The 13,451-nt window shown below is 38.2% G+C and carries 11 protein-coding genes; all 11 read left to right on the top strand.

The features are described 5' to 3' along the window. The first annotated feature begins 299 nt into the window (after nt 1-299). The 11 genes from QKW49_RS22745 to QKW49_RS22795 all read left to right on the top strand — a co-directional run bounded on the left by QKW49_RS22745 (nt 300) and on the right by QKW49_RS22795 (nt 13,161). The gene (locus QKW49_RS22745; RefSeq protein ID WP_282864919.1) at nt 300-1,313 is read left to right on the top strand and encodes a LacI family DNA-binding transcriptional regulator; all 1,014 of its coding nucleotides are present in this window, start codon (nt 300-302) and stop codon (nt 1,311-1,313) included. A gap of 216 nt (nt 1,314-1,529) precedes the next feature. Further along, nucleotides 1,530-2,531 carry a tripartite tricarboxylate transporter substrate binding protein gene (locus QKW49_RS22750; protein WP_282864920.1) on the top strand — a complete coding sequence of 334 codons (1,002 nt, stop codon included), beginning with the start codon at nt 1,530-1,532 and terminating at the stop codon, nt 2,529-2,531. Nucleotides 2,532-2,596: 65 nt separating this feature from the next. Continuing rightward, nucleotides 2,597-3,058: a tripartite tricarboxylate transporter TctB family protein gene (locus QKW49_RS22755; RefSeq protein WP_282864921.1), complete on the top strand. Its 462-nt coding sequence runs from the start codon at nt 2,597-2,599 to the stop codon at nt 3,056-3,058. 23 nt (nt 3,059-3,081) lie between these two features. Next, a complete protein-coding gene (locus QKW49_RS22760) occupies nt 3,082-4,590 on the top strand; it encodes a tripartite tricarboxylate transporter permease (protein ID WP_282864922.1) in 1,509 nt (502 codons plus the stop codon). An 85-nt stretch (nt 4,591-4,675) separates the two neighbouring features. After that, nucleotides 4,676-5,953, top strand: a complete 1,278-nt coding sequence (locus QKW49_RS22765; RefSeq protein ID WP_282864923.1) for an FAD-dependent oxidoreductase — start codon at nt 4,676-4,678, stop codon at nt 5,951-5,953. Between the two features lie 78 nt (nt 5,954-6,031). Beyond that, complete coding sequence (locus QKW49_RS22770; protein WP_282864924.1) at nt 6,032-6,835, top strand: TCP-1/cpn60 chaperonin family protein; 804 nt, start codon at nt 6,032-6,034, stop codon at nt 6,833-6,835. 207 nt (nt 6,836-7,042) lie between these two features. After that, nucleotides 7,043-8,782 (top strand): IS1634 family transposase, encoded by a 1,740-nt coding sequence (locus QKW49_RS22775; RefSeq protein ID WP_282863996.1) that lies wholly within the window; start codon nt 7,043-7,045, stop codon nt 8,780-8,782. Between the two features lie 278 nt (nt 8,783-9,060). Then, complete coding sequence (locus tag QKW49_RS22780) at nt 9,061-10,617, top strand: spore germination protein (RefSeq protein WP_282864925.1); 1,557 nt, start codon at nt 9,061-9,063, stop codon at nt 10,615-10,617. Continuing rightward, nucleotides 10,614-11,711 (top strand): endospore germination permease, encoded by a 1,098-nt coding sequence (locus QKW49_RS22785; RefSeq protein WP_282864926.1) that lies wholly within the window; start codon nt 10,614-10,616, stop codon nt 11,709-11,711. Before QKW49_RS22780 ends, QKW49_RS22785 begins: the two co-directional genes overlap by 4 nt. Beyond that, entirely contained in the window at nt 11,708-12,976 is a 1,269-nt protein-coding gene (locus QKW49_RS22790) for a Ger(x)C family spore germination protein (RefSeq protein ID WP_282864927.1), read from the top strand. The genes QKW49_RS22785 and QKW49_RS22790 overlap by 4 nt, the downstream gene beginning before the upstream one ends. Beyond that, nucleotides 12,973-13,161, top strand: a complete 189-nt coding sequence (locus QKW49_RS22795) for a hypothetical protein (RefSeq protein ID WP_282864928.1) — start codon at nt 12,973-12,975, stop codon at nt 13,159-13,161. Before QKW49_RS22790 ends, QKW49_RS22795 begins: the two co-directional genes overlap by 4 nt. The last annotated feature ends 290 nt before the right edge of the window (nt 13,162-13,451 follow it).

Consider the following 13,451-nt stretch of genomic DNA (forward strand, 5'->3'; position numbering starts at 1 on the left):
AGACCGAGACACATGCACTATCTTTCCGAGAGGACTGCACTCACTTTTCGATTTAACTGCATGTTTTTGACCGAAATATTCACCTTAAAAGAAGATTCTTGTAATGCATACGAGTGCAATACAAATGGATATAATTGCACTCTTACTAGTATAATATCTATGTAAATGATTGGAGAAATGGGAAAATTGAGTTGAATTTATGAATATTTAGCTTTTTACATGTTGACAATATCGATATTAGTGTGATAAACTTAGTTCATGATATGAAAACGTATGCATAAAGGAAGGTGTACACCAGTATGATAAACTCATTAGAACTAGCAAAACTTGCTGGTGTTTCTCAATCAACTGTATCTAGATGTCTGAATGATAGTCCTCTTGTCTCTGAGAAAACAAAGGAAAGGATTAAAAAACTTGCAGCGGAACATAATTTCGAATTTAATAGTAGTGCGAGAGGCTTAAAAACAAGTAAGACAGGTATTATTGGATATGTTTTCTCTGAAGATTTTTCAGGTTTTGCAAATCACTACATACAAAGTGACCTCTACTATGGGATTCGTAGCCGTCTTATAAACAGAAAACTGGATCTCATGCCCGTATTTGACTACACACTTGATGGAGAGATGCCGAATATCGAAAAATGCATAAGGAATAGGAGGGTTGATGGACTAATAATAAATCGAGGGCAAATAGATCCTAATATACAAGAATTATTAGAGGCCTATAAAATACCTTATATTTTTATATATGACACTAGTGAAAGCTCTCCTTATAATTATGTTATCTCACCAAATCATAAACAAAGTGGCTATTTAGTTGGCAGTGCATTCTGCAATAAAGGATACAATGATTTTGTGGAGGTTCTTGGTCCTTGTGATCGTATCGATGTTAAAAATAAGCATGATGGATTCGCAAAAGCCTTAAGTGAAAAGGGGTTTGAACTAACTTCAAGTGATATGTTGTATGGAAACTACAAGTTTGAGGATGCTTTTCGTGTTACTATGGAAAGTATTGAGAGGTTTAAAAAAGCCAATGCTTGTTTCGTTCAAAATGATACGATGGCTATAGGAGTGATAGAAGCATTGAAGCAAAATAGCATTAGGGTACCTGAAGATATAGCTATTATTGGGTATGATGATATTCCAATGGCTAAATGGTGTAAACCATATCTTTCGACTATTTCTATTAGCTATGAAAGAATTATATCTGTTGCCACTGAATGGATTGTTGAACTAATTCAGAATCTTGATTTTTCTGAATCGCGCAAAATAACATTAAACGGAGAACTTATAATTCGAGATACTTTTAAGTAAGGTTTATATTTTTCAAAAATTACATACGTATGCACGAGAAAAATTACATACGTATGCACAGAAAGTATTTAATCAGTATAATTTACTGCTTAAATAAAAAAAGAAACTCTGTATTAAAGCGGTGTTAAATAGCAAATTCATGAATACTTTTATAATTATCAAGATTTTGTTATAACACACCGATGTACGGAGACAAATGTAAAAGGAGGAGAAATAATGAAAAAACGTATTACAGCAATAATTCTTACGCTTGTAATGGCATTAGCAATGCTTACAGGTTGTGCCGGTTCCTCAGAACCAACTAAAGGAGATACTCCTAGTGAATCTACGACAGTTGACTTTCCGAAAGACACAATTACCATTGTAGTACCATGGGGTGTTGGTGGTGGTGCTGATGTCATTTCCCGAAAATTTGCACAGTTAGCAGAAAAACATTTAGGTAAACCAGTTATTGTTGAAAATCATACTGGAGCCTCAGGTACAACTGGTATGGCAACTGCATTTTCAAGAGAAGCAGATGGCTATACAATGGTGGTAACAAATGGACCACTTTTCTCTCTAACTCCTAGATATGTAAGTACAGATTATAAGATAGAAGATTTTACAATGCTTAAAGGACTAAGAACTGTCTCTCTTGTGTTTTTGGTGAATCCAGAAAAAACAGGAATCAATACCTTTGAAGAATTAATAGAATATGGGAAAACAAATAAAATAAAATATGCCACATCCAGTGGCCCAGGCGGAGATCAGTATGTTTGTACTACAGCGATGTTCAAGACTCTAGGAATAGATGCAGAACCTGTTGTTTTTGGCAGCCAGAGTGAATCAATAAATGCCATTGTGACTGGTCAAGTACATATGGCCATAGCTACTCCACCAGGATACTACGATTTCCAAAGAGAAGGCTCTATTAAAGCAGTTGCAACACTTGATCCGAACGGCGTTGAAACGGAGTTTGGCCGAGTTCCATCGGTTAAAGAGCTGGGAACAGATGTTGAATTCTTAGGTATGGATGCCTTTGCAGTTCGTTCTGAAGTTCCAGAGGAAATTAAGACGATTTTAATTGATACAATTAACAAAGTATATGCTGATGAAGAATTTAAATCCTATATGAAAGAGATACATCAATCAATTTGGGAAGCAGACTCTGACGAGATTCTTGACGTTATTAAAGGACAATTCACTTCCTTCGATAATTATGTAAAAGTTATTGAGTAAACTATAATTCTTATGCACCCAATAATTTTAAGGTTATTGGGTGCGTTAATAATAGGAGATATCATATGAAAATTAAAAGTAATTCAAACCTCATTAGTGGATTTCTATTTCTAATAATTTCAATTACAATGTATATTCTTATACCTAGCCAGATTAAGACCTATGAGACTTCAGCCATCAATGCACAAACAATCCCTACTTTGCTAATACGTGGTCTGATAATATGCAGTATCATTCTGTTAATACAAGGTTCTTTTGGTATTAGCAATGAGTATGTGGTGGACATGGATGTTTTTAAGAATAAGAAATTTAAAACTGAAATGAAATCATTGGTTTATATAGGTATGCTTATAGTTTATGCCATTATTTTGAAACATATAGGATTTATAATATCATCCTTGCTTCTATCTGTTGGAATTTTATTATATTATGGAGCACGTAAATGGTGGTATTATGCTATTGCCAGTGGAAATGTCATCATTGCGTATTATGTGTTTAAAGTATTATTACGTGTTAATTTACCATAGAAGCGGAAAGGGATGTGAGTAATTTGTTGGAAAATATCATGTTAGGACTTGGAGTTCTATGGTCACTTGATAGCTTTATAGCTATTCTTATTGGTATTCTATGTGGTATTGTTATTGGATCAATTCCTGGTCTTACAGCTGACCTAGCGATTATTCTATGTTTACCAATAACATATACTATGGAGCCTACTGCAGCCATTCTTATGCTATTGGGTCTTTATTGTGCTGGAACATATGGTGGATCTATTACTGCAATATTAATTAATACACCTGGGACTCCAGCCAGTGCGGCAACAATCTTGGATGGTTATCCTATGACAAAAAATGGGCAAGCATATAAAGCTCTTACGATTGCCCTATATGCCTCAGTAATTGGAGGATTGTTCAGTGCACTATTACTTCTAATTGCTGCGCCCAATATAGCCAAAATCACACAGTTTTTTTGGCCTCCTGAATATTTTGCAATTGCAATCTTCGGTATATCTATTATTGCAGGTGTTTCTAACGACAATATCATAAAAGGTATTATTGGGGGTATTTCAGGTTTCTTTCTTTCTACAATAGGGATGGACAATGTTAGTGGAGCTGTAAGATTTGCCTTTGGTAACAAAAATTTAGCAGGAGGCATACAGCTTATCGTAACACTTGTTGGATTATTCGCAATCTCAGAGCTTCTAATAAAATCGGATTACAATCCCAAGAGTGATCAAGCTAGACAGCAAAAATTAAAAATTGATCATCAAAAACTTACATGGTCAGAATTCAGAAGATGTCTTAAAACGATCTGTGTGTCCTCTGTAATAGGGTCAATTGTTGGAGCAACACCTGGTACTGGTGGTGGTATTGCAGGATTTATTAGCTATGACCAGGCTAAGAAAACCTCTAAATATAAAGACAACTTTGGAAAAGGAGAACTAGAAGGTATTGCAGCCTCTGAGTCAGCAAATAATGCAACGACAGGATCTACCCTTATTCCTACTCTTACTCTAGGTATCCCAGGTGACGGGTGTACAGCAATCTTGATGGGTGCATTAATGTTACAGGGAATGGTACCAGGACCTTCTTTATTTAAGGATTTTGGAGATATCATGTATTCCATTATGTTGGGTCTCATAGTTGTAAATCTTATGATGTTTGTTGTCGGGAAATTCTTTACCCGTTATTATTCAAATATAACACGTATTCCATATGAACTTATGAGTGCCATCATCATTATCTATTGCGTAGCGGGGACCTTTTCAAGTACTACAAATACATTTAACGTCCTATTGGCTGTTTGTATTGGAGCTATGTCATATATCTTAAGGAAATTGGATTTTTCAGTAGTACCGATTATTTTAGGGGTTGTTTTAGGTCCACTGGCAGAAGATAATTTCCGACGTTCCATGGTACTTTCAGATGGTTCCTATACAATATTTTTAACACGCCCTATAAGTTTGGCATTTTTAATAATGGCCGCTTTATCGATAATAATTTTTTTCATAAATAGTTATAGGGCTAAGACGGGAAGGAAATGCACCGAAAGTGTGTAAAGTAAATGAAACGTAATTAAACGAGTCCTAAATATTATAAAAAATTTATGTGTAGGTGAAGAATACGATAGTAGGAGGATTATTAATGAAATATTATCAAGAACCAAGTAGACAAATACCAGTGGTTATGGAAACTGATGTGTTAGTTGTCGGTGGAGGACCTTCAGGTTTTGGAGCTGCTTTAACTGCCGCTAGAATGGGAAAGAAAACACTTCTTATAGAACAGACAAGTGCCATTGGAGGTGTTGCAACTATTGGAATCATGAGCCACTGGACTGGATATCAAGAGGGTGGTTGCTTTGCCGAACTTCGTGAAAGAGCGCGAGACTGTGAATGTGCCCAGGTTATCAACCCAGAAAAGCTTAAAATGTTAATGCTTGAAATGTTGTACGAAGCAGGTGTAGCAGTTCAACTTTACACAACATTTTGTGATGTCATCATGGAAGAAAATCAAGTTGTAGGTGTTGTTACTGAAAGTAAGTCTGGTAGGGAAGCAATTCGTTGTAAAATGCTTATAGACTCTACTGGAGATGGAGATGTAGCTGCTAAAGCAGGTGCACCATTTGATAAGGGTAGGGCTAATGATGGCGGCATGCAGCCGATGACTATTATGTTTAAGGTTGCAGGAGTTGATATGGATAGAGCAATGTTTTTCTGGGGATTTGAGGACACAGTAGCTCTGCCTGAGGGGGATTTGCAGACTCTTGGCAGACAGGAGCTACCACATCCGGCAGGTCATGTTCTTCTTTATCCATCATCTTTACCGGGGATTGTTACAGTAAATATGACTAATTCCATTGATGTAGACGGTACTGATGTAAGAGATATGAATCGTGCAGAATATGAGTGTAGAAAACAAATTAACATTATCACTGAGTTTTTGGGTAAACATGTACCTGGTTATGAAGCGTGTTACCTTGTGGATAGTTCTAGCTTTATTGGCGTCCGTGAAACAAGGAGATTCCATGCCTACTATGAACTTAATGAGAACGATATTTCTGAAGCCCGTACATTTGATGATTGGGTTGTTACAAAATCAAGGTTTAACTTTGATTTACATAATGTTATAGGTGCAGGACTAGATGCTAACGGAGCACAAATTAAATTTGTTCAGAAAAAGCCGTATACAATCCCAATACGTTGTTTTGTTCCACGAAAAATAGAAAATCTATTATTAAATGGTAGAAACATAAGTGGTACCCATAAGGCACACTCCAATTATAGAATTATGCCAATTGTAATGAACATGGGTCAAGCAATGGGTGTTGTAGCATCTTTATGTATTGACCATGACAAGAAGCCTTTAGAACTTAATATTAAAGAAATACAAACTATTTTAAACAAACAGAATGTAGAACTGTAATAGCAAACAGTTTTCTAGAGGACTTTGCAAAGAAGATTAGATCTTTATAGTGCAATAAGAGCCATTAAGGAGGGTAAAATGTATAATACTTCAAAAAGGACGGTTAAATATTGTAATGAACTAGCTAGAGGTACAGATAAGCTGGCAACTCTAGCGGAGAAAATTTATGGTACAGACGAACTGATTCAATATATGTCACGAACAGGAGAGTATAAGTGTACAACATCATTTGGAACGATTATTCAAGACGGAATGTTTAAAGATGAAGATATACAGCGTGCTGTTGCTGTTTTAAATATACCTAAAATGCCAAAGGATGGTGTAAAGACTGCTCTTATACTTTGTAATGAGCTAATAAAACAGTCTGTGAAAAACCCTGAATGTGAAGAAAACATTGTTAAATCATTACAACCGATTATTGAATTTATGAAAAACTATCTAAAACGCATTGCTAAAGAAACAGAAGGGATTCTTCCAGGAGGTGGTCTATATCTAATGAACTTAGGACGTCCTTTATCACGATATGCACTTCATGATCAACCTAATTATTCTGTTATGGCACAGCTTATGATTTCAGTATTAGCTAAGCCCTTATTGACTTTAGCAGAGAATGCAAATGCAAAGCCCTATGAAGTATATGAACGTGTGAAGGTTGTGGCACCTAATCAGTTCTTCAGTCTAAATCATTTTGGTCTTGAACGCTCCATAGACTTTAGTGATACATACACTGATATCTTTAAAATGGGATTTGATATTAAAGATGGGAAAATTAAGGATTTAATGGCTAATAATACTACTATAACTCTTGAAGAAGGTATCGAGATCCTTGATTACTTAGTGGAGATTTTTAATAATGTTTTAAAAGTAGCTGCAATAGTTTAATAAAAAGTTTCTCCAGATGTTAATGTATGGAAGAAGTCAGGACTGGATGGTTTTGACTTCTTTTAATTTTTGTGATATATACGTAATTGTCAAATATTACTCACATTCAGCATGAATAAATTACCATGCATTATTTATGTAAACTTGAATGGAATTTAGAACTTTTGGCGAATCTCTTTTATATACAAAATTATAGGAGTGATTCGTATGGCAAAAGCTTCAAAGAAGTCACATAAACACAAAAGAAATAAAAAGCGTAAAATTACTATACTGCATCCGGCAAAAGTAGAGCAACCTTTGATCCTTCCTTTTGCTTTACTGCTTGCAAACAAGTTTTTAAAACTCATTGGTTTTGTTGAATTCATAGATGGTAGTGTTGAATGGGATGAAAGTCATTGGAAAGTGTCTCCCGGTAATTTAGCTAAGGCCGTGATATTGGCAACATTTATGCAGGTACGAGCCCCACTTTACAGGATCAAGCGGGCATTTGCCGGTTATGATACTGAAGCATTGTTTGGCAAAGGGGTTATGCCAGAACACTTAAATGACTATTCCATCGCACGTGCATTAGACCGAATCAGTGAAGCTAAACCTGAAGGATTGTTTTCATCTATCTGTTTGTCTATGTACAGCGTGTTTCATATTGCTTTCAATCGGCTGCATTCTGATACAACAACATTGTCCTTTTATGGGCAATATATGTGCGACGATGCGCCGGAGGGTGCTTTGAACATCACCAAAGGATATAACAAGGATCACCTTCCGCATTGCAAACAGGCCGTAGTAGGTAAGATTGTCAATGAACATGGTATTGCCGTAGCCAGTTCAACTATGGATGGAAATACTTCCGATATTGAATGGAATCAAAAAGCCTTAGCCCTTACAAAGCAAATATTCGGAGATTGTTTGAATGAAGTAACTTATATTGCTGACTCTAAGCTTATTAATCTGCCAACGTTCAAGCAGCTTACCGATCCAGACAACAGGATACGGTTCATATCGCGGTGTCCTGCAAATTTTTACGGCAAGGTTGCCGGAAGACTGATCGAGAAAGCTTATAAATTTGATCAATGGACTGATATCGGTCAGATAGGTTCTGGCAAGAACGCATGTACCTATGAAATGCAGGAGTTTATGGAGGCTGTTGAAAATTGTGATACCCGGTTTATTGTTGTCCGCAGTAGTGCGGGAAAAGATCGTTTTGAGCATAAGCTGGAGAAGCAACGTATGGAGCTTAAAAAAGATATCCTGACATTATCGGGCAAAGTATTTGTTTGTGAAGCGGATGCCCGTGAAGAGTGGGCTCGCTTTGAAAAAGCTCACAAGAAGAGTCTTTTTCTATTTGACGTCTGTTTCAAGGAAGAAAAAACAGAAAAAAGACCACGTGGTAATCCGGGAAAAAATCCTAAACCTCCAGTTATCGTAATATCTTGGCGTGTAACTGTACACATACAAGCAGAAAATGCTACAGCTGTGGAGAAACTAAAACACGAAGAAGAATGCTTCGTGCTGATCACAAGTATTCATGAGACAGAATTTGATGGCAAGGAGATCCTCCGTCAGTACAAAGAACAAACTGTTGTTGAGGCGCAGTTTAGACTGTTGAAAGAACCTGCACTTGCAGCTTCAATCTTTTTAAAAACGCCAGAGCGAATTAATGCCTTGGTCATGCTCATGAACATCTCACTTCTGATTCGTGCAATTGTTCAGTACAAGATTCGTAAAAGTATCAATGAATCAGAAGAGGAGCTTCCACGTATTGGCTGGAATAACAAGAAGCTTGAAAACCCTACCATCAAATATGTGCTTGAAGCTTTAGAAAAAGCATACTTTGTGAAAGAACAAGAAGATACCTACAGTTATGGGTTTTATAGCGAACACCAACAATTAACTGTAACAACAGTGCTGGAACTGCTAGATATAGACATTGAAGAATTCTTAGAATGACAGTTAACACGACATCCATAGTAATCTCGAAAATGTATTATTAATAAAAGGGATATATTGGGTTGCCGGAGTTAGTGGTATACCTTGGTTCAGTGCGCTTTTTTTACGTAAGCTATGGTAAATCCACTAATTCTGATCGTAATCATGCTCATTAGCAAGTTGATATATCGCTACGCAACATAAAAGGGTAGTGGTAATTTATTCATGCTGAATGTAAGTTGTATATGATGGGAATAATATTTCAGATTCAGAGTGATCACGAAAAGGAGAAACAAAGAATGCGATTTCCGATCCCATTTTTTAGAGAATTTAATAATAGAAAAAACAATCCTCAAGTGAAATCTGTAAAAAAAGAGCGTATTTCATTTAACCTGACCAATAACATTAATAAATTGAAGGAAATCTTTCAATATCCATTGAATCAAGACTTTGTGATTCGTCCCCTACGGGTAAAAGCTCTAGGCAAACGAGGGGTGCTCGTATATCTTGATGTAATGGTGAAAGAAGAAAAGATAGAGAAATATATAATCAATCCTCTGATGACAGCAGGGAAAAAGGAAGTCATTGGTGAGGATTTGGATGATATAATCCATGAAGTGTTCCACGTTGCCAAAGCAGAAAAAGTCGGTGAGTTTAATAAAATGGTGAAGGATATCATGGCTGGAAAGACCATTTTACTTATTGATGGCTGTTTTGAAGGTGTTTCATTGAACACTGTAGGTTATGAACATCGCAGTGTAGAACAGACGAAAATTGAAAATGTCATAAAAGGGCCTAAAGAAGCCTTTGTGGATTCGTACCGTGTTAATCGTTCTCTTATTCGGAAATATGTGAGAAGTGAGAAACTCGTTACAGAGACGATTCATATAGGAGAAAGATCTGACCATGAAATTGCCATGATGTATATCAGTGACATAGCCGATCCCAAATTGGTGGAGGATGTTAGAAAGAGGCTATCGGAAATACAAATAGATGGCTTGATAACGATTGCACAACTGGAGCAGCATATTGAGGAGAGGCCCTATTCCCTTGTCCCTACTGTTCTACTGACCGAAAGGCCCGATCGCACCGCTTCTTTTCTCCAGGAGGGGCACATTGTTCTAGTGGATACAACACCGGGGTGTTTAGTGGTACCAGCCACATTCTGGTCGTTTTTTCATACGGCTGAGGATCAGTACCAGCGGTGGCCCTATGGAAACTTTATTCGCCTTATTCGTATGCTGGCCTTTCATACAGCCCTTTTGCTGCCAGCCGGCTATATAGCCCTGAGTAATTATCATTTGGAAATGGTACCTACAGACCTTTTATTGTCCATCGCAGCAACCCGGGAGCTGGTACCCTTTCCGGTTTTCATAGAAATCCTGATCATGGAAATATCTTTTGAACTGATCCGGGAAGCGGGAGCTCGGGTTCCTACCACCTTAGGTCCTACCATTAGTATCGTGGGAGCGTTAATCCTGGGGCAGGCTGCTGTCCAGGCGGGAATTATCAGTCCCATATTAATTATTGTGGTTGCCCTTACCGGGTTGGCTTCCTTTGCCATTCCCGAAAACAGTACCAACTATATGATCCGAATGGCAAGATTTGCTTTTCTGTTATCTGCTTCTTTTATGGGCTTTTATGGAATTGCACTGCTTGCAGTATTCTGCATCGGATATCTATGTTCTGTAAAATCCTTTGATGTTCCTTTTCTTTCTCCATTGGTTCCTCGCTTTTCATCATCCAGGGATATGGTTTTCCGTGCCCCTGCATGGAAACAGTGGCAGCGCCCCAGGAACATCAATCCACAGGATCCTACCAAGAAAAAGGAGCCTAACAGGAGGAGCAAACCATGATACGACAGTCGGATGGGAAAATCGGTACACGGGAGTTTTTTACCATTATTTTATTCAGCATCGCTATTAAGATTACGAACTCCACACCGGCAATTCTGTATATGCTTTCTGGATGTGCTGCCTGGATGACACCTTTGCTCGCTGGAATACTGTTCATTTTTCCCATTATGGCGCTTCTGTCCCTGTTAAAACGGCACCAGGATATGGGGCTCATTGAGATTGTGTATAAGGTATTGGGTAGACCGATAGGGTTCGTTGTCAATATGACCCTTTTTATGATTACACTAACCGCAACAGTACTAAACAGCAGGGATCATATCGAGATTATTCGAACGCTGTTTTTCACCAAGACTCCCACCGCTATTCTATACGCTTTATTGATAGGATTCAGCTACTTACTGGCCAACTATGGATTGGAAGCTATCGGAAGAGCCTCCTGGTTTATTTTCCCCCTTAGCTTTTTGGCATTGGTGGCTATCTCTATCATGGCAATCCGGGAGGTAGATGTTGCTTATCTTTATCCTTTCTGGGGGAATGGAATCGGAGGAGTCCTGGAATGCACAGCCAAGCACGGCTCCATATTGGGGGACATCATTATACTTACGGCGATTTTTCCCTATGTCCGAACTTATGAGGATTTTAAATGGTCAGCTCTTGTAGGGTTTGCAGTCAGTATTCTAAGCTTATCTATTTTCCTTATAATGTTCGCATTAGTATTTGGATACCCCGCAGTTAACCACGTTATATTTCCTTTTCAACAAATATCTACGATGGTTCGTGCCGGACGGTTCCTGGAAAACCTTGAATCCTTTTACTTTGGGTTTTGGATTGTTGCATCTGTTGTAAGATTCTCCATTTATCTCTATATGACAGCCTTTGTTTTCTCCCGCACCATTCGGTTGAAAGAATCCGAGCCGCTGCTGTTACCTTTCGCCGCTCTGGTCATTATACTGGGACTGATCCCCAGGAACATTATTGATGGGATCTTCAAGCTCAGAGACAATGTGCTGCTTACAGGCTCATTTCCAATCTTTCTCGGGCTTCCACTGATACTGTGGTTAATATCCAGATTCAGGAGGGGGAAAAGCAGATGAAAATAAGTATAAATTACAGAATGGTGGCAGTACTTTTAATAATCTGCCTTGGTATTCTCTCCCTTACAGGATGCTGGGACAGGTTTGAAATAGAAGATATGGCCTTTGTAGGTTTAATCGGAATAGATAAGGTAGGGAAGAATAAATTTGAGGTAACCTATAAGATATCCAATCCTCAAGGCGGAGGATTTAGCAATGTGGTAGGCAGCAGTGCAAAAGAACCTGCTGCAGAGATTATTACCATTCAGGCAGTAGGTCCACTATCGGCCCGCGATACAGCCAATGCCTCGGTAACCAGGAAGCTTTCCTTTACTCATGCATCCGTTCTGGTAGTGGGTGAAGAAATGGCAAGAAGTGATGAATTCTTGGCAGTTTTGGATGGCATGTTGAGGGATAAACAAATCCGTAGAAATATCTTTTTGGTAATTTCCAGGGAGAAAGCTTCGGAATTCATTCGGGGCAATGCACCCAAGCTGGAGACCCGCCCCCACAAGTTTTATGATTTCATGTCGGAACGATGGCAGGATACTGCCCTTGTACCACTAGCTACGCTAAATGAGCTCATTAAAAGAAATGATGGACACGGAAGTCTATTTCTGGCAGTCTATGGTACTGTTGAAAAGCAAAAGCCCAAGGAAGAGGTGACAGAAGATGATTTTATTGCCGGGGAGGTTCCAATAGAAGGGGGAAATCCTGTGCAGATGATTGGGGCAGCTGTTTTTAAGGGAACCAAGATGATCGGCACATTAACTGGTGAGGAAGTCAGACTGAGTCTGATTTTAAGGCAAAATGAGAAGCTTCCTTCCTTCTATTCTACCTTTTCAGATCCTATAAAGAGTGAATACCGTATTACTGTCAGAGTATCCAAGACAAGGCAAACAAAGATAAAGATCAATGTAAAAGATAAGCAGCCTCGAATTGAAATAACAGTACCTATTTCGATGGAGCTTCTTTCCATACCAAGCGGTGTTAATTATGTCGAGGATTTAGATAAGCAAAAGCTGCTGAAAGAAACCATTGAAAAGCAGTTGGCCCAAAAAGCCATGAAACTTGTGGAAAAGACCGAGAAAGAATTCGGAGGGGAGCCCTTTAAGTGGTCCATACTGGCGAGAAGAGAATTTGGGACATGGGGAGAATTCAAAAGATATGACTGGGAGAACCGATACACTGAAGCAGAAGTGACTGTACAGTATAATGTTACTATCAAGGGAGTTGGTAAGCAACTGCAACCACCCAATGATGAGGAAGCAGGGGGTGGACAATGATGAAATGGGTAGGAATGCTTAGCTTGATAGTGTTAACAGGCTACACTGTCAGGTATGCTTCGTTCGTATGGAAGAAGGAAAGAAATATGCTTGCCAGCATTTTCATTCTCCTCCTTGGAGTAAGTCTTACCATTATTCCAGTTGTTATATGGATATTCTGGGGATATTTCTACCTGATAGAATGATTTGCGGGACATTTTCTGGCAGTTAAGAGGAAGGAATGGAGAAGTTATGGGGGGTATACACTAAAAGTTGCCCAACCTACTGATATTGCTTATGTTATATAAGTTGAATTAAATAATTGGACTATTAGTCTAATATTCATGTTGATGATTAGTAGGGCCGTATGGAAATACGGCCGAAAACAGGAATACAGACATAGGACATTTAATCGGACGTATTGTCGTACGTCCCTACATATTTTGCATAATTAGATCATTACAAATATTTAATTCATCATATATAGCAAGATTAT

The organism is Petroclostridium sp. X23 (assembly GCF_030013905.1).
Taxonomy (GTDB): Bacteria; Bacillota; Clostridia; order SK-Y3; family SK-Y3; genus X23.